This is a genomic window from Actinosynnema sp. NPDC059335 (assembly GCF_042752395.1).
In the GTDB taxonomy this organism is placed as follows: domain Bacteria; phylum Actinomycetota; class Actinomycetes; order Mycobacteriales; family Pseudonocardiaceae; genus Actinosynnema.
Window position 1 is genome coordinate 59,475 of record NZ_JBHYXZ010000008.1, and the last position, 20,553, is coordinate 80,027.

Annotated in this window: 16 protein-coding genes; 11 read left to right on the forward strand and 5 right to left on the reverse strand. The window is 74.7% G+C overall.

Annotated elements, in window-relative coordinates:
• Positions 1-85: 85 nt before the first annotated feature.
• Positions 86-877, reverse strand: coding sequence for a hypothetical protein (locus tag ACFXGA_RS04310; protein WP_378084271.1), 792 nt, complete (start codon positions 875-877; stop codon positions 86-88).
• Positions 878-1,037: 160 nt separating this feature from the next.
• Here ACFXGA_RS04310 and ACFXGA_RS04315 point away from each other — a divergent pair, with 160 nt between their 5' ends.
• Both ACFXGA_RS04315 and ACFXGA_RS04320 read left to right on the forward strand, forming a co-directional pair.
• Complete coding sequence (locus tag ACFXGA_RS04315) at positions 1,038-2,522, forward strand: CHAD domain-containing protein (protein WP_378084272.1); 1,485 nt, start codon at positions 1,038-1,040, stop codon at positions 2,520-2,522.
• A gap of 87 nt (positions 2,523-2,609) precedes the next feature.
• Positions 2,610-4,199, forward strand: coding sequence for a beta-N-acetylhexosaminidase (locus ACFXGA_RS04320; RefSeq protein ID WP_378084274.1), 1,590 nt, complete (start codon positions 2,610-2,612; stop codon positions 4,197-4,199).
• Positions 4,200-4,247: 48 nt separating this feature from the next.
• Here the strand turns inward: ACFXGA_RS04320 and ACFXGA_RS04325 are convergent, their stop codons facing one another.
• The gene (locus ACFXGA_RS04325; protein WP_378084275.1) at positions 4,248-5,687 is read right to left on the reverse strand and encodes an aldehyde dehydrogenase family protein; all 1,440 of its coding nucleotides are present in this window, start codon (positions 5,685-5,687) and stop codon (positions 4,248-4,250) included.
• Between the two features lie 139 nt (positions 5,688-5,826).
• Between ACFXGA_RS04325 and ACFXGA_RS04330 the strand changes: the two genes are divergently transcribed.
• From ACFXGA_RS04330 to ACFXGA_RS04350, 5 genes are read left to right on the forward strand one after another with little or no spacing between them, the layout of a single operon-like run.
• Complete coding sequence (locus ACFXGA_RS04330) at positions 5,827-7,239, forward strand: GAF domain-containing protein (protein ID WP_378084277.1); 1,413 nt, start codon at positions 5,827-5,829, stop codon at positions 7,237-7,239.
• A gap of 37 nt (positions 7,240-7,276) precedes the next feature.
• The gene (locus ACFXGA_RS04335; RefSeq protein WP_378084278.1) at positions 7,277-7,876 is read left to right on the forward strand and encodes a DUF402 domain-containing protein; all 600 of its coding nucleotides are present in this window, start codon (positions 7,277-7,279) and stop codon (positions 7,874-7,876) included.
• Positions 7,873-8,487, forward strand: a complete 615-nt coding sequence (locus ACFXGA_RS04340; protein WP_378084280.1) for a uridine kinase — start codon at positions 7,873-7,875, stop codon at positions 8,485-8,487. The genes ACFXGA_RS04335 and ACFXGA_RS04340 overlap by 4 nt, the downstream gene beginning before the upstream one ends.
• Before the next feature lie 19 nt (positions 8,488-8,506).
• Positions 8,507-8,782, forward strand: a complete 276-nt coding sequence (locus ACFXGA_RS04345; RefSeq protein WP_378084281.1) for a DUF6412 domain-containing protein — start codon at positions 8,507-8,509, stop codon at positions 8,780-8,782.
• A 41-nt stretch (positions 8,783-8,823) separates the two neighbouring features.
• Positions 8,824-9,492, forward strand: coding sequence for a YidC/Oxa1 family membrane protein insertase (locus ACFXGA_RS04350; protein ID WP_378084283.1), 669 nt, complete (start codon positions 8,824-8,826; stop codon positions 9,490-9,492).
• Here the strand turns inward: ACFXGA_RS04350 and ACFXGA_RS04355 are convergent.
• Positions 9,401-10,435 carry a fatty acid desaturase family protein gene (locus tag ACFXGA_RS04355; RefSeq protein WP_378084285.1) on the reverse strand — a complete coding sequence of 345 codons (1,035 nt, stop codon included), beginning with the start codon at positions 10,433-10,435 and terminating at the stop codon, positions 9,401-9,403. The genes ACFXGA_RS04350 and ACFXGA_RS04355 overlap by 92 nt on opposite strands.
• A gap of 33 nt (positions 10,436-10,468) precedes the next feature.
• A complete protein-coding gene (locus ACFXGA_RS04360; protein ID WP_378084287.1) occupies positions 10,469-12,010 on the reverse strand; it encodes a PucR family transcriptional regulator in 1,542 nt (513 codons plus the stop codon).
• A gap of 116 nt (positions 12,011-12,126) precedes the next feature.
• Here ACFXGA_RS04360 and pruA point away from each other — a divergent pair, with 116 nt between their 5' ends.
• A complete protein-coding gene (gene pruA, locus ACFXGA_RS04365; protein WP_378084289.1) occupies positions 12,127-13,752 on the forward strand; it encodes an L-glutamate gamma-semialdehyde dehydrogenase in 1,626 nt (541 codons plus the stop codon).
• 2 nt (positions 13,753-13,754) lie between these two features.
• Complete coding sequence (locus ACFXGA_RS04370; RefSeq protein ID WP_378084291.1) at positions 13,755-14,678, forward strand: proline dehydrogenase family protein; 924 nt, start codon at positions 13,755-13,757, stop codon at positions 14,676-14,678.
• Here ACFXGA_RS04370 and ACFXGA_RS04375 read toward each other — a convergent pair.
• On the reverse strand, positions 14,665-17,172 hold the full coding sequence (locus ACFXGA_RS04375; RefSeq protein ID WP_378084293.1) for a tetratricopeptide repeat protein: 2,508 nt from the start codon (positions 17,170-17,172) through the stop codon (positions 14,665-14,667). The two genes, ACFXGA_RS04370 and ACFXGA_RS04375, sit on opposite strands and share 14 nt — an antisense overlap.
• 93 nt (positions 17,173-17,265) lie before the next feature.
• Here ACFXGA_RS04375 and ACFXGA_RS04380 point away from each other — a divergent pair, with 93 nt between their 5' ends.
• Positions 17,266-18,933, forward strand: coding sequence for a bifunctional 3'-5' exonuclease/DNA polymerase (locus ACFXGA_RS04380; RefSeq protein WP_378084335.1), 1,668 nt, complete (start codon positions 17,266-17,268; stop codon positions 18,931-18,933).
• 114 nt (positions 18,934-19,047) lie between these two features.
• The gene (locus ACFXGA_RS04385) at positions 19,048-20,445 is read left to right on the forward strand and encodes a carbohydrate-binding protein (RefSeq protein WP_378084295.1); all 1,398 of its coding nucleotides are present in this window, start codon (positions 19,048-19,050) and stop codon (positions 20,443-20,445) included.
• The last annotated feature ends 108 nt before the right edge of the window (positions 20,446-20,553 follow it).

The window sequence follows — 20,553 nt, forward strand, 5'->3', positions numbered from 1 at the left end:
GGCGCTACGGGCGCTACGGGCGCTACGGGCGCTACGGGCGCTACGGGCGCTACGGGCGCTACGGGCGCTACGGGCGCTACGGGCGCTACGGGCGCAGCGTCTCCAACTGGTCGACGATGTCGTTGTGCGCCTCGGCCCGGCGGACCCACGCGGCGAAGCCGGAGCCGGCCGAGGGCACCTCGCCCAGCGGCGAGATCGGGTCCGTGACGCCGTACTCCAGGCGGTAGGCGACCAGCGCCACGGCGGCCTCCACCCAGCGGCTCGGGTCGGGGCTCGTGATCTCGCCCAGGCCGACCCGGAACCACAGCGGCAGGCGGGTGTCGGCGGCCAGCGCGCGGTGCAGCCGGCGGCGGGCGATGTCGAGGACCTCCTCGCGCGCCTTCTCCCCCGCCACGACGGCGTCCGCGCGCCACGGCTCCTCGGCGGCCAGCCGGTCGGCGGCCAACCGCTGCGCGGCGGCCATCGCGCCCGCCTCCTGCGCGTTGACCCGCCAGTCCAGGTTCTGCACCTCGTGCTGCAACGCGTCCCGCTCGAAGCGCGGCATCCGGCCCGCCGACAGCTTGGCCAGCCCGGCGTCCCGTTGCTGCCTGAGCGACTCGTACTCGGAGACCTCGGCCTGCAGCTCGGCGCGGACGGAGTCGGCCAGCAGCTCCTGCTCGGCGTCCCACGCGGCGCGCAGCGCGGTGACCGTCGCGGTGATGCCCTCGGTCGAGTCGAGGTCCTCGTCCGGCCCCGAGCCCGCCCCGGCGAGCCTGCGCTCCAGCACGTGCAGGCGGGCGCTCACCCGTTCCAGCTCCGCCGACAGCGCCTGGGTCGTGGCGACGAGGTCGGCGACGGTCGGCTCGACCTCGTCGAGCCGCTCCTTCTCTGTGGGCACGCGATCAGCCAACCGCACCCGGATGCCGCGTCCAGGGACGAAACCGGAAAACCACGCGGACGGGCCGACACAAACCCCCGAGTTGGTTAACGTTCCATCACCGACCGTGACAGTTCCTCGCACATGCCTGAACCGGCCTCGAACGGTGTATGTCTGATACATGTCGAGGTCGGTGCACGAGACGGAACGCAAGTACGAGGCCCCCGGCGGCGCCGCGCTGCCGGACCTCGCCGACCTGCCCGGCGTCGCCGCCGTGGCGGGCCCCGAGGAACAACGACTCGAAGCGGTCTACTACGACACCGAGGACCTGAGGTTGGCGCGCGCCGGGTTGACGCTGCGCCGCCGCACGGGCGGCGACGACGCGGGCTGGCACCTGAAGCTGCCGGTCGGCGCGGACACCCGCGAGGAGGTGCGGCTGCCGCCGGGCCGCGCGGCCAAGACCCCGCCGCGGCAGCTCGGCTCGCTGGTGCAGGTGCACGCCCGCGGCCGCGGGCTGGCGCCGGTGGCGCGCATCCAGACCACGCGGCAGCGCTGGCAGCTCGCGGACGACAAGGGCCGGCTGCTCGCCGAGGTGGTCGAGGACCTGGTGTCCGGGCAGTCCCTGACCGACGACTCGGCGGTCGACTCGTGGCGCGAGATCGAGGTCGAGCTGGGCGAGCGCGGCGACGTCGCGCTGCTCGACCGCGTCGAGGAGCGGCTGGCGTCGGCGGGCATCGCGCGGTCCGCGTCGTCGGCGAAGCTGTCCCGCCTGCTGGCCGACCGGGTGGCGCCCGCCGCACCACCGCCCGGGGACGGCAAGTCCGCCGGCGACGTGGTGCTGGCCTACCTGCGCGCGCAGGCCGACGCCTTGAAGCACCAGGACCCGCGGGTACGCCGGGGCGAGGACGACGCCGTGCACCAGATGCGCGTGGCGACGCGACGGATGCGCAGCGCGCTCCAGGCGTTCGGCACGATCGTGGACCGCGACGCCACGCGCGAGCTGACCGACGAGCTGAAGTGGCTCGCGGGCGTGCTCGGCGAGGCCCGCGACCTGGAGGTGCTGCGCGCCCGGTTCGAGGGCCGCGTCGCCGGGCTGGACCCGGTCCTCGTGCTCGGCCCGGTGCAGGCCCAGCTCACCCGCCACTTCGCCCCGCTGGAGGCCGCCGCGCACGGAGCCGCGGTGGCGGCGCTGGACAGCGACCGGTACTTCGCCCTGCTCGACGCGGTGGACGCGCTGGCGGCCGAGCCGCCGTTCACGCCCGCCGCGGCGCGCAAGGCGACGAAGGAGCTGCCCGCCCTGGTCGACCGCGCCTACCGCAGGCTGGCGAAGCGGGCCGAGGGCGCGGACGACGACATCGCGCTCCACGAGGCGCGCAAGGCCGCCAAGCGGCTGCGGTACGCGGTGGAGGTGTCCGAACCGGCGTTCGGCAAGCGGGCGAAGAAGTACCGCAAGCGCGTCAAGGCGGTGCAGGAGCTGCTCGGCGAGCACCAGGACGGCGTGGTGGCGCGGCCGGTGCTGCGCGAGCTGGGCGCGAAGGCGCAGCTCGACGGGGAGAACGGCTTCACCTTCGGCCTGCTGCACGGGTTGGAGACGGCGGCGGCCCGGCGCGTCGAGGAGCGCTTCCCGGCCGTGTGGCGGGGGCTGGGGAGGCCGAAGCTGCGGTAATTGGTCTGGACCTTGACACCTCCCGGTGCGGCTGTAACGGTGGCTGGAGCCGCCGCTCGGTGATCCACGCTGGCCAGGAGGACGTCAGTGCTTCTCACAGAAGGCGCCGGACGGCGCGGGTTCGGTCGAGCGCTCGTCGCGCTGCTGTTCGTCGGCGCGACAGCCGCGGCCGTGCCCGCCCAAGCAGCTCCGGAGACGCCGTTGCAGCACATCGTGCCCGCCCCCGTCACTGTCACCCCGCGGCCGGGCGTGACGTTCACGCTCACCGCCGACACCAGGATCTACACCCACCCCGGCTCGGCGGGGGCGCGCCAGGTCGGCGAGTTCCTGGCGGGTGTGCTGCGCCCGTCCACGGGCTACCGGCTGCCGGTCGTGCCGGGCGCGTCCGGTCGGCACATCTCGTTGCTGCTCGTCGGCGCGGACGCCCGCGTCGGCACGGAGGGCTACCAGCTCGACGTGACCAAGCGGGGTGTGCTGATCCGGGCGCGCACGGCCGCGGGCCTGTTCGCGGGCGTGCAGACGTTCCGGCAGATCCTGCCCGCGAAGGTGGAGGCGAAGACGAAGCAGCGCGGGCCGTGGACCGCGCCCGGCGGCCGGGTGCTGGACTACCCGCGCTACGCCCACCGGGGCGCGATGCTCGACGTGGCCCGGCACTTCTTCTCCGTGGCCGAGGTGAAGCGGTACATCGACCAGATCGCGCTCTACAAGGTCAACCGGCTGCACCTGCACCTGACCGACGACCAGGGCTGGCGGCTGGAGATCAAGAGCTGGCCCAACCTGACCGCGCACGGCGGCAGCACCGAGGTCGGCGGCGGCCCCGGCGGGTACTACACGCAGGAGCAGTACAAGGACCTCGTCGCCTACGCCGCCGCCCGGCACATCACGGTGATCCCGGAGATCGACATGCCGGGCCACACCAACGCCGCGCTGTCGTCGTACCCGGAGCTGAACTGCGACGGCGTCGCGCCGCCGCTCTACACCGGCATCGAGGTCGGTTTCAGCTCCCTGTGCATCGACAAGGAGATCACCTACCGGTTCGTGGACGACGTGCTGCGCGAGGTGGCGGCGTTGACGCCGGGCGAGTACGTCCACATCGGCGGCGACGAGGCGCACGCGACCACCGACCCGGACTTCACCCTGTTCATGGACCGGGTGCTGCCGCTGGTGGCCAAGCACGGCAAGACCGCGACCGGCTGGCACGAGTTCGTCAAGGCGGGTCCGCCCGCCGCCGCGGTGCCGCAGTTCTGGGGCACGAAGACGGTGGCACCGGACATGGTCGAGGCGGCCGCGCGGGGCAGCGAGATCGTGCTGTCGCCCGCCACCAAGGCGTACCTGGACATGAAGTACGACGCCAACACCCGGCTGGGGCTGAGCTGGGCCGGGTACACCGACGTGCAGGACGCGTACGACTGGAACCCCGGCGCGTACATCGAGGGGCTGCCCGCGACGGCCGTGCGCGGCGTCGAGGCGCCGCTGTGGAGCGAGACCATCACGGACTCCGCCGACCTGGAGCACCTGGCGTTCCCGCGCCTGCCCGCGATCGCGGAGCTGGGCTGGTCGCCGTGGTCGACGCACGACTGGGACCGGTTCAAGGTCCGGCTGGCGGCGCAGGCCGACCGGTGGGACGTGATGGGCGTGAACTACTACGCCTCGCCGCAGGTGCCCTGGACGAGGTGACGGCGGTGGAGGGGGGAGCCGAGGGGCACCGGCTCCCCCCTCCTGGTCTCATCGCCCCTGCTCCGGGTAGCCGACCAGCAGGTCCTTGGTCAGCTGGTACCGGTCGAGCACCGCCCGGTCGTTCCCGCCGGGCCGGCCGCCGCCGAACGCCGCGTGCGCCGGGTGGGCGTGGTGGCTGTTCACCCACACCCGGCCGGCCCGCAGCTCGCGGGCCGCCCGGTAGGCCACGCCCGCGTCGCGGGACCACACGCCCGCGCCGAGCCCGCACGGCGTGCCGTTGGCGGTCTTCACCGCGTCGTCGAAGTCGTCGAACCGGGTCACGCACAGCACCGGCCCGGGGACCGGCTCCTGGAAGACCCTCATCCCGTGGTCGCCCTCCAGGATCGTCGGGGCGACGTAGTAGCCGCCGGACAGCTCGCCGCCGAGGTCGGCCCGCTCGCCGCCGAGGATCACCCGCGCGCCCTCCCGCCGGCCGGCCCGGACGCACGAGAGCACCTTGTCCACCTGCTCGCGGCCGACCTGCGCGCCGACCTCGGTCCCGGGGTCGAGCGGGTGGCCCTGCCGGAGCGCGCCGGCGCGTTCGGCGGCGTCGGCCAGGAACCGGTCGTACGCCGGGCTCTGGACCAGCGCGCGGGACGGGCACGCGCCGGGCCCGCCCTGGTTGAGGGCGAACAGGGCGAAGCCCTCCAACGCCCGCTCGTGGAGCGCGTCGCGCCGCGCGGCCACGTCGGCGAAGACCACGACCGGGCTCCGGCCGCCCTGGTCCGGCGCGGCCACCACCTCGGCGACCCGGCGGTGGGCGGCCAGCAGCATCCCGGCCTCGGCGGCGAAGCCGTTGACGACGTTGACCACGCCGGGCGGCAGCAGGTCGGCGATCAGGCCGACCAGCACGTGGATCGACGCCGGGGTCTGCTCGGCGGGCTTGAGCACGACGGTGTTGCCGGCGGCCAGCGCGGGCGCGAGGTGCCAGGCCGCCGCGAGCAGCGGGAAGCTCCACGGGACGAGTTGGCCGACCACGCCCAGCGGCTCCGGGAAGCGGTGGGCGACGAGGTCCTCGCCGAGCTGCGACAGGCCGCCCTCCTGCGCCCGGACCACGCCCGCGAAGTGGCGGAAGCAGTCCACCGCGAGCGGCAGGTCGGCGGTCAGCGCCTCGCGGATCGGCTTGCCGTTGTCCCAGGTCTCCGCCACGGCGAGGGCGTCGAGGTGGTCCTCCAGCCGGTCGGCGATCTCGGTGAGCACGGTGGCCCGCTCGGCGGCCGGCGTGCGGCCCCACCGGCGGGCCGCGCCGTGCGCGGCGTCCAGCGCCCGGTCCACGTCCGCCGCCGTGCCCCGCGCCACCTCCGTGAACACCTCGCCGGTGACGGGGGTGCGGTCGGCGAAGTAGCCGCCCCGGGCCGGCGGCACGTACTCGCCGCCGATGAAGTGGTCGTACCGGTCCCGGTACGTCACCGCGCTGCCCGGCTCCCCCGGCGCCGCGTACCTCGCCATGTCCCCTCCCACGTCCCTCGCGCTGGTCGTGCGCAGCAGCGTGGTCCGCGCAACGTTGCAGTCGCGTTGCACCCGAACGGATCAGCGACGTGCTTGCCGCGGTCCGCCGGGCGGGGCCATCCTGGTCCGGGGAGGCGCCATGCAACCGGACCCGCGACGGCTCGCGCACGTGCGCGACGCGGTGCTGGGCGGCGGCCGGGCGCGCGGCGCGCGGGAGCTGATCGTGGAGTCGTGGCGGCGGTCGCTGGCCGCCCGGATCGACCCCGACCGGCACGAGGCCCCGGTGGTGCTCGACCCGGCGGAGGTGGCCGACCGGCGCGGGGCGCACCCGCTGGCGGCGGCGCTGCCGGTGCTGCGCGAGACGCTCGTGGGCATCGCCGACGAGGCGCAGCACGTCATGATCGTCACCGACGCGGACGGCACCGTCCTGTGGTGCGAGGGCGCGACGTCCGTGCGCGGCCTGGCCGAGCGGGTCCGCCTCACCGAGGGCACGTGCTGGGCCGAGGAGGCGATCGGCACGAACGCGATGGGCACCGCGCTGGCGGTGGGCCGGCCGGTGACCGTGCACTCCGCCGAGCACCTGGTGCGCACCTACCACGGGTGGACGTGCGCGGCGAGCCCCGTGCGCGACCCGGACACCGGCCGCACGGTCGGCGTGGTGGACGTGAGCGGGCCGCTGAGCAGCACGCACCCGGCGATGGTGGCGCTGGTGTCGGCCGCCGCCCGGCTGGCCGAGGGCCAGTTGCAGGTCCGGCTGGCGGCCCGCGACGAGCGGCTGCGGTCGGTGAACATGCGCCACCTCATCGGCCTGCGCGGCGAGCCGGGCGCGTTGCTGAGCCCGACCGGCCGGGTGCTGGCCGCCGAACCGCACGGCCTGCTGACCTCCCGGGTGGACGTCGGCGACGGGCGCGTGCGGCTGGCCGACGGGCGGGAAGCGGTCCTGGAGCGGTTGGACGAGGGGTACCTGCTGCGGGTGCCGCGGCGGGGCGCCCGCAGACCCGTGCTCGCGCTGCGGTTCCTGGGCGAGGTGGCGGCGTCGCTGGACGGGCGGCCGCTGCCGCTGTCGCTGCGGCACGCGGAACTGCTGACCGCGTTGGCCCTGCACCCGCGCGGGCTGACGGCCGAGCAGGTGGCCCTGCACGTGTACGGCGAGCGCGGCAACCCGGCGACCGTGCGCGCGGAGCTGCACCGGCTGCGCGACCGGTTGGGCGGGGTGCTGCTGACCAGGCCGTACCGACTGGCGGCGCACGTGCGCGGCGACTTCCTGGACGTGCGCGACGCGGTGCGGTCCGGCGACGTCGGCGCGGCCGCGGCGGCGTACCGGGGCGAACTGCTCGCCCGGTCGGACGCGCCGGTGGTGTGCGAGGAGCGGGAGGAGCTGGCGGCGGCGCTGCGCCGGGGCGTGCTGGAGCGCGGCGACGTGTCGGCGCTGTGGGCGTTCGGGCTGGTGGCGGAGGACGCGGCGGTGCTGGAGCGGCTGGTGCGCCTGCTGCCCCGGACCGACCCGCGCCGCGAGGTGGCGGCGGCCCGGCTGCGACGCGCCCTGGCCTGACCGCGAGCCGGCGGCCGGCGACACTAGCCTGATCGGCATGCGGTACTTCCAGCCGGGGGACGTGGCGTTGCGCCGCGAGGTGTTGCACGGCGAACCGTGGGCGGTCACCCCGACCCGGGTGGTGCGGGACGGGCCGGACCTGCTCGTCGTCTACACCGCGCCGGGCACCGAGTTCGGCTTCCACCCCCACCCGCGCACCCACCACTGGCAGGAGCTGGGCCGCACCAGCTGGACCGGGATCGGCAAGCTCCAGCTCCACCGCCCCGGCGACGCCTACTCCGTCGACCTGTACTGGCAGGGCGACGACCGCCGGTTCGCGGGCTTCTACCTCAACCTCCAGGCGCCGTTCCGCCGCACGCCCTTCGGCTTCGACACGCTCGACCACGCGCTGGACTTCTGGGTGCCGGTCGACGGCGACTGGCGCGAGCTGGACCGCGACGAGTTCGAGGAGATGGTCGCGGACGGCAAGTACGGCCCCGAGGAGGCCGAGTCGATCCGCCGCACGGCCAAGGAGGTCGAGGCCATGCTGATCGCGGGCGACACCTGGTGGGACCCGGCGTGGGGGCGGTGGGAGCCGGACCCGGACTGGCCGGTGCCGCGGCTGCCCGCCGGCTGGGAGGACCACCCGGTCCCGTGAAGGTCGTCCCCCTCTCCCCGCGGGCGCTCGTGGACGAGCTGGTCGCGCGGATCGACGCGTTGCCGCGCTCGACCTGGGCCCGGGTGCTGGTCGACGGCGCCCCGCCGACCAGGCCGGGCGAGCTGGCCGACGCCCTGGTGGACCCGCTGCGCGCGTTGGGGCGGCCGGTGCTGCGGGTCTCGGCCGGGGACTACCTGCGGCCGGCGTCCGTGCGGCTGGAGTACGGCCACGAGGACCCGGACTCGTTCCGCGACTCGTGGCTGGACGTGGGCGGGCTGCTGCGCGAGGTGCTGGAACCGCTCGACCCCGGCGGGTCCGGCCGGGTGCTGCCCGCGTTGTGGAACGCGGCCACGGACCGGGCGCACCGCGCCGACTACGTGACGCTGGGTACGGGCGGCGTGCTGCTGCTGGACGGCACGATGCTGCTGGACAAGTGGCTGCCCGCGGAGCTGGCCGTGCACCTGTGGCTGTCGGCGGGCGCGCTCGACCGGCAGATGCCCGACGAGTGGCGGTGGACGCTGCCCGCGTACGCCTCCTACGAGCCGCGGGCCGACGTGACGGTGCGCTACGACCACCCCGCGCGGCCCGCCCTCGTGGGTACAGTGGACTGAGATCGCGGGGAGGTGGGGCATGGCCAGGCTGCGGCTGCTGTTGGCGCTGTGCCTGCCGGCCCTCTACGCCCTCGGCCTGCTCACCACGCCCACCGAGGTGCTGGCCGCCGTGACGGCCGTGGCCCTCGTGCTGCTGCTGCTCACCGCCTCACCGGTGGTGCAGGGCGCGCCCGCGTGGGTGCGGTCGCTGTCGATCCGCGAGAAGTCCCTGCGCGCCGCGTTCCTGCGGCTGCGCGACCCCGACGCGGCGGGACGCCCCCGTCCTCGAGCACCGGGACTCGGCCTCAGTTCCTGACGGCCCGCAGTCCCCCCTTGCTCCGAGGATGGAGTTCCCCCTTGTTCCACGCTTTGGGCTCGGCCCTGGCCGGGTTCGCCACGCCCGCCCTGGCCATCGTCGCCTTCACCGTCGTCGTCCGACTGCTCATGCACCCGCTCAGCCGTGCCGCCGTGCGCGGCGAGAAAGCCCGCGCCGCGCTGGCGCCCGAGGTCCGCGCGCTGACCGAGAGGTACGGCAAGGACCGGGTCAAGCTCCAGGAGAAGACCATGGAGCTGTACCGGTCCAACAACACGTCCCTGCTGGCCGGGTGCCTGCCCGCGCTGGTGCAGGTGCCGTTCTTCATGGTCGTGTACCGGCTGGTCACCACGCCGAACCCGCTGCTGGACGGCACGCTGCTCGGCGTGCCGCTGGGCACGCACTGGTTCGGCGTGTGGGCGCACACGCCGGTGTTCCTGGCGCTGTTCGCCGTGCTCGCGGCGGTCGCGTTCGGGACGTCCCGCTGGCAGGCGGCGGTCGCGGCGCGGGCCGGCGGGCCGCAGCCGCCGTTCGCGAGGCTGCTGCGGCTGATGCCGTTCGGCACGGTGCTGATCGCCGCCGTGCTGCCGCTGGCGGCCGGGATCTACCTGGTGACGACGACTACCTGGACCCTGCTGGAGCGAGCTTTCCTGTACCGCGCAATTCAGCTCCCGCCTCGTGCAGGTACTTCAGCACGAACCCGTACGACGTGAACAGGCCGCACTCGGCGTAGGAGACCGAGTGCCGCCCGCAGAAGTCGCGGACCAGCGCCTGCGCCCGGCGCAGGTGCGGCCGCGGCATGCTCGGGAACAGGTGGTGCTCGATCTGGTAGTTCAGGCCGCCGAGCAGGAAGTCGGTGAACCAGCCGCCGGTGACGTTGCGGGAGGTCAGCACCTGCTTGCGCAGGAAGTCGAGCTGGTGGCCGGCCTGCAGGACGGGCATGCCCTTGTGGTTGGGCGCGAACGAGATGCCCATGTAGACGCCGAACACGCCCTGGTGGATCGCGATGAACACGAGCGCCTTGCCGGGCGACATCAGCAGGAACACCGCGCCGAGGTAGACCGCGAAGTGCACGGCCAGCAGCACCAGCTCCAGCCGCCAGCCCTTGACCTCGCGGCGCGCCGCGGCGGCCGTGCTGATCACGTGCAGGCTGAAGCCCTCCAGCAGGAGCAACGGGAAGAACAGGTACGCCTGGTGCTTGACGACCCAGCGGAAGAAGCCGCGCTTGCGCTCGGCCTGCTCGGCGCTGAACGCCAGCACGGCGATGTCGACGTCCGGGTCCTCGTCCTCGTGGTTGGGGTTGGCGTGGTGGCGGGTGTGCTTGCCCATCCACCAGCCGTAGCCGACGCCGATGAGCAGGTTGCCCAGCAGCAGGCCCGCGGTCTGGTTCGCCCGGTGGTCGGCGAACACCTGCCGGTGCCCCGCGTCGTGGCCGAGGAACGCGATCTGGGTGTAGACGACACCGAGCACGGCGGCCGGCACGAGCTGCCACCACGAGTCGCCGATCAGCACCATCGCGGCCCCGGTGAGGCCGAACGCGGCGATGACGACGACCAGGAACGTGACGTAGAAACCGATGCGCCGGTCCAGCAGCCCCTGCTGCTTGACCAACCTGGACAGTTCAGCGAAATCGCTGCCGCGGGCTTGGGTGCTCACCCCCGGCAGGGTACGGCGCGCCGGGCGGCCGGCTCAGGCCAGCCTGAGTTGCAACTGGGCGAACAACCGCACCAGCGGGTCGTCCAGGTCGAACCCGCCGACCTCCGCCGCACGTCGGACGCGGTACCGCAGCGTGTTGGGGTGGACGTGCAGCTTCGCCGCCGCGCTCTTGACGTCGCCGAAGTCGTCCAGGTAGGCCAGCAGGGAACGGGCCAGCTCGCCGTCCAGCCGGTCGAGCCGCGGGTCGCGGATGCGCGGGTGCTCGGCCAGCAGCGCGAGGGTTTCGCTCACCAGCACCTGCGAGCGGACGTCCTCCAGCGTCGCCACCTCGGCGTCGAGGTCGCGGGACATCGCGTCGAGCACCCGGTCCGCCTCCGCCCGGGAGACCATGACCTCGTCCACCGTGGGCACCGTGGAGCCGATCGCGGCCTGCACCCGCAGGTTCATGTGCTTGCGCGCGGCGGCCACGATCTCCTTGGTCAACGTGAGCAGCGGCGCCTTCGGCGGCAGGTCCGTGAGCAGCGCGTACGTGCGGCCGCCGCGCTGGCTGACCAGGGCGCTGCGCCGGTACGCGGCGGCGTGCACGGAGATCAGGCTCGTCATCTCGGCGCGGCGCAGCTCGTGCTCGGTGCGGTCGGCGTGCTCCTGGCCGCGCAGCGCGAACACCACGACCGCGGCGGGCTTCTCCGGGTCCGCGCCGATCTGCTCGGCGATCGCCCCGGCGTCCATCCGGCCGTCGAGCAGGGACGCGAGCAGGTTCTCCCGGAACGCGGCGGCCGGCTCCCGCTGCTGCACCAGGTGCAGGGCCGTGACGCGGGCCGCGCCGAGCAGGGCGCGCTCGGCCCGCTCGGTCAGCGGCGTGCCGCCCTCCTGCACCCAGATCGTGCCGAGCGGCTGCTTGCCGGCGTGGATGCCGACCGCGATGCGGCGGCGGATGCCCAGCTCGGGCCGTTCCTCGATGCGGACCACGTCCTCGCCGGAGCGCAGGCGCTGGTAGACGCCCCACTCGCGGAGCATCTTGAGGTACGGCTCCGGTCCCTGCCGGCCCAGGATGGACAGCCGGCGCAGCTCGTCCACCTCGTCGGTGGAGCGGGAGTAGGCGAGCACGCGGCTCGCGGTGTCCTCGATGCTGACGATGCCGCCGGTCAGCGAGGCGATCGTCTGGGCCAGGCCGAACAGGTCGCCGAGCACCTCGCCCGCGCCCGCGTCGGCCGTCACCCGGGCGTTGTGCACCACGCCCCGGGCCAGCGCCTCCAGGTGCTCCCAGCGGACTTCGGGCCGCACCGCCAGCAACGCCACGCCCGCGTCCGCCGCCGCCTGCCGCAGCACCGGCGACGGGGTGTCCACCTTGACCGCCACGGCCGCCGCGCCGCCCGCCCCGGCCGCCCTGACCAGCGGGGCCGCCGCCCGGCCGCGCGCGCCGACGACGAGCGCGAGGTCGCCGTGCCGCACGTCCGGCGTGTCGTCCGGGTCGAGGATGACCACGTCGAGGACGTCGGCCTCCAGCCCGTGCGGCGCGACCTGCACCTCGACCAGCGGATCGCCGAGCGCGATCAGGACCTGCCGCAGGCTCATCTTTTTGTCCAGTTCCACAACGACGGGGGGCCAAGCCTAGACGTGCGGACAACGGGTCGCAGGGTTGGAAGTCCTACCGTGGGGACAACCCCAACCCTGTGGCGAAGGAGCTGCTTGTGGATGCCGTGACCGCGGTCCCCGCACCGGTGAACGAGCCCGTCCTCGGCTACGCGCCCGGCACCCCGGAGCGCGCGCAGCTGCAGGCGAAGCTGGCCGAGCTGGCCAAGGAGCCCGTCGAGCTGACCCTCACCATCGGCGGGGAGCAGCGGGTGGGCGGTGGCGAGCGCTTCGACGTCGTGCAGCCGCACAACCACCGCGCCGTCCTCGGCACGCTGCACGGCGCCACCCGGCAGGACACCCGCGACGCCATCGCGGCGGCCAAGCAGGCCGCGCCCGCGTGGCGCGCGATGTCCTACGACGACCGCGCCGCGATCCTGCTGCGCGCCGCCGACCTGCTCGCGACCAAGTGGCGCGCCACGCTCAACGCGGCCACCATGCTCGGCCAGTCGAAGACCGCGATCCAGGCCGAGATCGACGCCGCCTGCGAGCTGATCGACTTCTGGCGCTTCAACGTCTCCTTCGGCCGGCAGCTGCTGGCCGAGCAGCCGCAGTCCTCCCCCGGCGTGTGGAACCGCACGGACCACCGCCCGCTGGAGGGCTTCGTCTACGCGATCACCCCGTTCAACTTCACCGCCATCGCGGGCAACCTGCCCACCGCGCCCGCCCTCATGGGCAACGTGGTGCTGTGGAAGCCGTCGCCGACGCAGAGCTTCGCCGCGCACCTGACCATGCGGCTGCTCGAGGAGGCGGGCCTGCCGCCCGGCGTGATCAACCTGCTGCCCGGCGACGGCCTGGCCGTGTCCGAGGTCGCGCTGGCCGACCCGGACCTCGCGGGCATCCACTTCACCGGGTCCACCCGCACGTTCCGGCACCTGTGGGGCCAGGTCGGCGCGAACATCGCGAACTACCGGTCCTACCCGCGCATCGTCGGCGAGACCGGCGGCAAGGACTTCGTGCTCGCGCACCCGTCGGCCGACCTCGACGTGCTGCGCACGGCGCTGGTCCGCGGCGCGTTCGAGTACCAGGGCCAGAAGTGCTCGGCCGCGTCCCGTGCCTACCTGCCCCGCTCGGTGTGGAACCGGGTGAAGGACGACTTCCTCGCCGACGTGGAGTCGCTGACCGTGGGCGACGTCACGGACCTGTCGAACTTCATGGGCGCGGTCATCGACCGGCGCTCGTTCGACAAGCTGTCCGGCGTGCTCCGCGCCGCGCACGCGGACGACAGGCTGGAGGTCGTCGCGGGAGGCACGGCCGACGACTCCGAGGGCTTCTTCGTGCGGCCGACCGTGCTGCTGGGCAGCGACCCGGAGCACGAGGTGTTCACCACCGAGTACTTCGGCCCGGTGCTGGCCGTGCACGTCTTCGAGGACTCCGACTACGACACCGTGCTGCGGCAGATGGAGGGCGCCGCGCCGTACGCGCTGACCGGCGCCGTCATCGCGCAGGACCGGGCGGCGATCGTGCACGCGCAGAACGAGCTGCGGTTCGCCGCGGGCAACTTCTACGTCAACGACAAGCCGACCGGCGCGGTCGTGGGCCAGCAGCCGTTCGGCGGTGGCCGGGCGTCGGGCACCAACGACAAGGCGGGCTCGGTGCACAACCTGCTGCGCTGGGTGAGCCCGCGGTCGATCAAGGAGACGTTCGCGGCTCCGACCTCCTACCGCTACCCGCACCAGGGGTGATCATGCTCCGCTCCGCGCTGCTCGCCGCCTCGCGCTCCGGCGCCATCCGCGAGCTGGTCGAACGCACCCCGCTGACCCGGCCGGTGGTCAAGCGCTTCATCTCCGGCGACGACGTGGACGCGGCCGTCGCCACCACCGGCGAGGTGCTGGCCGACGGCCGGTACGTCACCCTCGACCACCTCGGCGAGGACACCCGGGACGCGGCGCAGGCCGACGCCACTGTCGAGGCGTACCTGGACCTGCTGGCCCGGCTGGACCGCGCCGGGCACACCGCGCGGGCCGAGGTGTCGGTGAAGCTGTCCGCGGTGGGCCAGTTCCTGCCCGTGGACGGCGAGAAGATCGCGCTGGAGAACGCCCGCCGCATCTGCGCGGCGGCCGGCGCGGTCGGCACCACGGTCACCCTGGACATGGAGGACCACACCACCACCGATTCCACTTTGGGCATCCTGCGGGAGCTGCGGGTGGACTTCCCGTGGGTGGGGGCGGTGCTCCAGGCGTACCTCAAGCGGACCGAGCAGGACTGCCGCGACCTCGCGCACGCCGGGTCGCGGGTGCGGCTGTGCAAGGGCGCGTACCGGGAACCCGCGTCGGTGGCGTACCAGGACAAGTCCGATGTGGACCGTTCGTACGTGCGGTGCCTGAAGGTGCTGATGGCGGGCGAGGGCTACCCGATGGTCGCCTCGCACGACCCGCGGCTGATCGCCATCGCGGGCGAGCTGGCCGCGGACCGGTCGCCGGACAGCTACGAGTACCAGATGCTGTACGGCATCCGGCCCGACGAGCAGCGCCGCATCGCCGCCGCGGGCAACCGCATGCGCGTCTACGTGCCCTACGGCGACGAGTGGTACGGCTACTTCATGCGGCGGCTGGCCGAGCGGCCCGCGAACGTGGCGTTCTTCCTCCGCTCGCTGGTCACCACGGGTTAGCCGGTTCCGACATCGCGCGCATCCGGGCGCGCGCCGCCTCCGGGTCGGCGTGCGCCCGGACCACCGCGTCCACCGCCTCCTCGGCCCGCATGAACACGTCCGGCGTGGCGTGCGAGTTGCGCAGCACCACCATCGCCCGGTGTGCCAAGGACAGCGCGCGCTCCACGTGCCTGCCCGACTCGGCGCACACCCGCGCGTACAGCGACAACGTGTCGGCGTAACGGGGTTCGGCGGCCAGCTCGTCGGCCGTGTGGGTCAGGTGCCACACGAGCACGGCCAGCCGGGCGCGGCCCGACGCCTCCGGGTCGGACCGGTCGTGCAGCAGCACGGCGGTCCGGTGCAGCGCCACGGCGTACGCGACCGGCGCGGACCGGCTGCGGCCGAGCAGGTCGCGCCGGATGCCGACCACCTGCTCGGCGGCGCGCAGCGCGAGGTGGCCGTGGTCGTGCGCGGCCAGGCTGTCCGCGAGGTCCCGCAACGCCGAGGCGAGCGTGGCCGCGTGCGCGACCGGTGGTCGGTGCGGCAACCGCGGCGCCACCGCCAGCACCTCGTCCACGAGCCTCCGCGCCTCGTCCTCGCGGCCGGCGGCGAGCAGCAGCCGGGCCAGCCTCGACCGCGCGACGGCGTACGGGACCTGGTGGTCGACCGGGTGGCGGACCGCCAGCGGGCGCAGCAGCTCCACCGCCTCCTCGGCGGCGGTGAGGCGCTCCGGGCCGCGCAGCACCTCGACCTGGTCGCCGAGCGCGACCGCCAGGTGGCCGACGGCGTGCGGGTCGCCGTCACGGGCGATCCGGCGGCGCACCAGGACCGCCTCCTCGGCCGCGCGCACGGCGTCGGCGTCGCGTTCGAGCGCGCCCAGCAACGCGCTCAGCCCGCCCAGCGCGCCCGCCAGCTCCGGTTCGAAGTCGCGCGGGTTGGCGCGGGCGAGCCTGCGCAACACCCCGATCGACTCCTCCACCACCGGCACTGCCTCGTCCCGCCTGCCCTGCCCGGACAGCAGGTCGGCGAGCGCGGCGAGCGTGCGGGCGAACTCGGCCTCGTAGCGCGGGTCCGCCTCGGCCACCTCGCGCCACCGGGCCAGCGCGAGCCGCGTGACGCGGGCGGCCTCGTCGGGGCGGCCGGCGTCGAACAGCCGCACCGCGTGGTGGTGGGTGACCTTGGCCAGGTCCACCCGGAACAGCGCCGGGTGCGCGGCGGCGAGGTCGCGGTAGCGGGCGGCGGCCTCGCCGACCGCCGTCAGCGCCTCGTCCCGGCGGCCGACCGCGGCGTACCGCTGGCCGAGCCGGTCGAGCGCGCCGGCCAGGTGCGGCACGCAGTCCTCGTCCTCGGCGGCGGCGACCCGGCACAGCGCCACCGCCTCCTCCGACGTGGCCAGCGCGTCCTCCGGGCGGCCGACGGCGACGTGGCGCAACGCCAGGTCCGCCACCGCGTCGACGAGCGCCGGGCGGTGCTCGACCGGGTCCTCCTCGGCCAGCTCCCGGTACCGGGCGACCTCCTGGCGGGCGGCGGCGAGGGCTTCCTCGTGGAGCCCGGCCAGGGCGGCGCGGGCGGCCAGCACGCCGTGCAGCTCGGCGAGTTCCGGCTTCCCGGCGGTGGCGGCGCGGTGGTCGAGCAGGGTCCGGGTGAGCAGCGCGGGCAGCGGGTCGCCGTGGAACCGGGGGTCGTCGAACACGTGCCGGGCGACGGCCGCGGCCGCCGTCGGCGACTCGACCAGCGCCCGCAGGGTGGCGCAGGTGGCGGTGCGGGCCAGGTCCGGCTCGGCGGTGAACAGCTCCTCGGCGCGGCGGCGGACGTGCGGCCAGCGGTCGGCGGCGCGGAGCAGGGTCTCCAGGGCCTCGGGCGTGCGCGAGGGCGTGATCCGCTCGTCCAGCAGCGTGACGGCCAGCACGTCCTCCGCCAACCGGCCGCGGGTGGGCGGGTTCGGGTCGACGGCGATGAGCCGGCGCACCAGCCCCACCGGGTCGTCGGCGGACGCGCCGTGCACGGCGGCGAGCGCGGCCAGGTGCAGGTCGTGCAGCGTCGGCACGTCCGGCGGCATCACGGTCGGGCAGGGCAGGCCGAGCACGTCGGCGAAGTGGGCGCAGGCGGCGGCGAAGGACGGGCCGTGCTCGTCGGGGCGGGCCTCGACGGCCAGCTCGGCGCAGGGGCAGCCGAAGTCGGCCGCGCGTTGCCGGACCGCGGACCACCACCAACCGGCGTCGCGCGCGACCAGCAGGATCCGGGTCCGGTCGGTGGCCGCCGAGATCAGGTAGCGCAGGTCGTGCCACGGGATGAGATCGGCGTCGTCCACGACGCGGACGGTGGAGCCGGCGGCGAAGTGCACCGCGAGCCGCGTCTTGCCCACCCCGGCCGGGCCGTGCAGGAGCAGCACGGAGAGCACCCCGTCGCCGTCGCGCCACCGGGTCAGGGCGGCCAGCTCCTCGACCCGGCCGTGGAACGGCACCACCGCCCGCCTGGGGTCCAGCAGCTCACCGGGCGAGGGGGTGCGGTCCACCGGCACATCCTGGCCCGCACGCCTCCGCCACGATCGGGTGACCGGCGGCCACCGGGACTGTCGGTGCCGGCGAGCACAATCGGGGACGTGCTCATGGCTCTGGTGTCGGACGGCGGGAACGCGGGGCGGTTGCGCGCGCTCTCCGACGCGGGCGTGCCCGAGGGCCCGGTGGTGCGGACCTCGGACCTGGCGGCGGCGGTGGCCGAGCTGGAGGCGCGGCACCGGCCCCGGTGGGTCTGGGCGGAGACGGCGGAGGTCTACCCGGACCTGCTGGCGCGCGGGGTGCGGGTCGAGCGGTGCCAGGACCTCGCGCACGTGGAGTACCTGCTGCTGGCCTACCAGGGCCGGCACGCCGAGCCGCGCGGGCTGGCCGCGGCGCTGGCCCGGCTGCGCGGGCTGCCCGTGCCGGTCGACCAGGGTCCGCGCAGGCGCGAGTCGCAGCCGACCCTGTTCGAGCCGGAGCAGCAACCGCTGCCCGGCGACGAGGACCCGGTGGACGCGGTCGTCGCCGTGCACGCGGAGCAGCAGCGGCTGGTCGCCACGCTGCCGCACGCGGACCGGCTGCGGCTGCTGTTCGCCGCCGAGTCGGCCAGCGCGCTGGCCGCCGCGGAGATGACGCACTTCGGCCTGCCGTGGCGGGCGGACGTGCACGAGGCGTTGCTGGTCGACGCGCTGGGCCCGCGCCCGGTGAACGGCGCGCGGCCGGCGCGGCTCGCGGAGCTGGCGGACCGGATCACGGCCGCGTTCGGCGGCAAGCCGGTCAACCCCGACCACCCGCCGGGCATCGTGCGCGCGTTCGCGCGGGAGGGCATCGACATCCCGTCGGCGCGGGCGTGGGTGCTCAAGGGCGTCGACCACCCGGCCGTCGAGCCGCTGCTGGAGTACAAGGAACTGGCGCGGCTGTGGGTGGCGCACGGCTGGTCCTGGTTGGACACCTGGGTGGCGGACGGCCGGTTCCGACCGGACTACGTGGTGGGCGGCGTGGTGTCCGGGCGGTGGGCGACGCGCGGCGGCGCGGCGTTGCAGATCCCCCGCACGCTGCGCAAGGCGGTGCGGGCCGACCCGGGGTGGAAGCTGGTGGCGGCGGACGCGGCGCAGCTCGAACCGCGGGTGCTGGCGGCGTTGGCGAACGACCACCGGTTCACCGAGGTCTCCACGGACGACGACCTCTACACCTCGCTCGCGGCGGAGGCGTTCGACGGCGACCGGGCCAAGGCGAAGACCGCCATGCTGTCCGCGATGTACGGCGGCACGGGCGGCAACGCCGGTCCGGCGATGGCGGTGCTGCGCCGCCGGTTCCCCGAGGCGGTCGGGTACGTGGAGGCCGCCGCCCTCGCGGGCGAGCAGGGGCGCGTGGTGCGCTCGCGGCTCGGGCGCACGAGCCCGCCGCCGTCGGAGGCGTGGCACGCCGCGACCGGCGACACCGACGACGGCGAGGACGCGCTGCGGCGGTCCCGGCGCGCGGCGCGGGACTGGGGCCGGTTCACCCGCAACTTCGTGGTGCAGGCCAGCGCGGCGGACTGGACGGCGGCGCTGCTCGGCGCGCTGCGGCGGCGGTTGCACCGGTCGGCGCGCGGCGCGCACCTGGTGTTCTTCCAGCACGACGAGGTGCTGGTGCACTGCCCGGAGGAGCTGGCGGGGGTGGTGTGCGCCGAGGTGACGGCGGCGGGCGAGGAGGCGTCGCGGCTGGTGTTCGGGGCGACCCCGGTCCGGTTCCCGCTCAAGGCCGTGCCGGTGGACAGCTACGCCGACGCCAAGTAGCGGGCTTTTGCGCCGTTCGGTCGCTTGAACGATCATCATGAGAGCGCTCTCATGAGTGCGCGGGCACGGTGTCCGTGCCGAACGCCCAGGACAGTGACAAGGAGGTCACCGCTCATGGAGCCCAGCCGGAGCCGACGACGACGGGTCGTCGCCACCGCCGCCGCACTCATCACCGCCGTGCCGCTCGCGGTCGTCGCGACCCTGTCGGCCAACGCCTCGGTGCCGTCCACCCCGTCGGGCTGGACGTTGCAGTGGAGCGACGACTTCAACGGCGCGGCCAACACGCTGCCGTCGTCCTCGAACTGGATCTTCGACCTCGGCCACGGCTACCCCGGCGGTCCCGGCAACTGGGGCACCGGCGAGATCCAGAACTACACCAACAGCACGAACAACATCAAGCTCGACGGCTCGGGCAACCTGCGCATCACCGCCCTGCGTGACGGCTCGGGCAACTGGACGTCCGCCCGGATCGAGACCCAGCGGTCGAACTTCCGGCCGCCGGCGGGCGGCAAGCTCGCCATCGAGGGCCGCATCCAGATGCCGAACGTCACCGGCCAGGCCGCGCTCGGCTACTGGCCCGCGTTCTGGGCGCTCGGCTCGCCGTACCGGGGCAACTACTGGAACTGGCCCGCCATCGGCGAGTTCGACATCATGGAGAACGTCAACGGCATCAACTCCGTGTGGGGCGTGCTGCACTGCGGCGTGAACCCCGGCGGGCCGTGCAACGAGACCAACGGCCTGGGCGCGAGCCGCGCGTGCCCCGGCTCGACGTGCCAGTCCGCGTTCCACACCTACCGGTTCGAGTGGGACGACAGCAGCTCGCCCAAGGCGTTGCGCTGGTACGTGGACGGCCAGCAGTTCCACAGCGTCACCCAGAACCAGATGGACGCGACCACGTGGAACAACATGACCGGCCACGCGGGCTACTTCCTGCTGCTGAACCTCGCCATGGGCGGGGCGTTCCCCAACGGCGTCGCGGGCTTCGGCACGCCGACCTCGGCGACCCAGTCCGGTCACTCGCTGGTGGTGGACTACGTGGCGGTGTGGACCGCGGGCGGCGGCACGCAGCCCACCACCACGACCACCACCAACCCTCCCGGCGGCAGCGGGTGGGACGCGTTCAGCGACATCCAGGCCGAGCAGGCCACGTCGCGGTCCGGCGGCACGATCGTGTCCGGTGACGGCGGCCAGGCGGTGGCGCAGTTGGCCAACGGCAACTCGCTGCGGTTCTCCGGCGTCCGGTTCGGCTCGCGCACCGCGACCCAGTTCGTCGCCCGGGCCGCGTCCGGCGCGACCGGCGGGGTGAGCGGCCTGGTCGAGGTGCGGCTGGACAGCCCGACCGCCGCGCCGATCGGCAGCTTCGCCATCGCCGACACCGGCGGCTGGCAGAGCTGGCGCACGGTGCCCGCGAACATCTCGGGCGTCACCGGCACGCACGACGTCTACATCACGTTCACCAGCGGCCAGCCCGCCCCGTACGTGAGCCTGAACTGGATCCGCTTCGGCACGTGAGAGCCCGTGGCGGGGGGCGCCCGCCCCCGCCCTGGGCGGCCCCCCCCCACCCAACGCGGGGTGTTAGCGGGAAGCCCCGTGCCCCCGGTGGGGGGGGGGTGGCGCCCG

What these genes read in the sequence shown, in the direction of transcription:
- ACFXGA_RS04315 (WP_378084272.1), top strand. Translation starts at nt 1,038, where the DNA reads ATGTCGAGGTCGGTGCACGAGACGGAACGCAAGTACGAGGCCCCCGGC.
- ACFXGA_RS04325 (WP_378084275.1), bottom strand. Translation starts at nt 5,687, where the DNA reads ATGGCGAGGTACGCGGCGCCGGGGGAGCCGGGCAGCGCGGTGACGTAC.
- ACFXGA_RS04330 (WP_378084277.1), top strand. Translation starts at nt 5,827, where the DNA reads ATGCAACCGGACCCGCGACGGCTCGCGCACGTGCGCGACGCGGTGCTG.
- ACFXGA_RS04335 (WP_378084278.1), top strand. Translation starts at nt 7,277, where the DNA reads ATGCGGTACTTCCAGCCGGGGGACGTGGCGTTGCGCCGCGAGGTGTTG.
- ACFXGA_RS04345 (WP_378084281.1), top strand. Translation starts at nt 8,507, where the DNA reads ATGGCCAGGCTGCGGCTGCTGTTGGCGCTGTGCCTGCCGGCCCTCTAC.
- ACFXGA_RS04360 (WP_378084287.1), bottom strand. Translation starts at nt 12,010, where the DNA reads ATGAGCCTGCGGCAGGTCCTGATCGCGCTCGGCGATCCGCTGGTCGAG.
- ACFXGA_RS04370 (WP_378084291.1), top strand. Translation starts at nt 13,755, where the DNA reads ATGCTCCGCTCCGCGCTGCTCGCCGCCTCGCGCTCCGGCGCCATCCGC.
- ACFXGA_RS04380 (WP_378084335.1), top strand. Translation starts at nt 17,266, where the DNA reads ATGGCTCTGGTGTCGGACGGCGGGAACGCGGGGCGGTTGCGCGCGCTC.
- ACFXGA_RS04385 (WP_378084295.1), top strand. Translation starts at nt 19,048, where the DNA reads ATGGAGCCCAGCCGGAGCCGACGACGACGGGTCGTCGCCACCGCCGCC.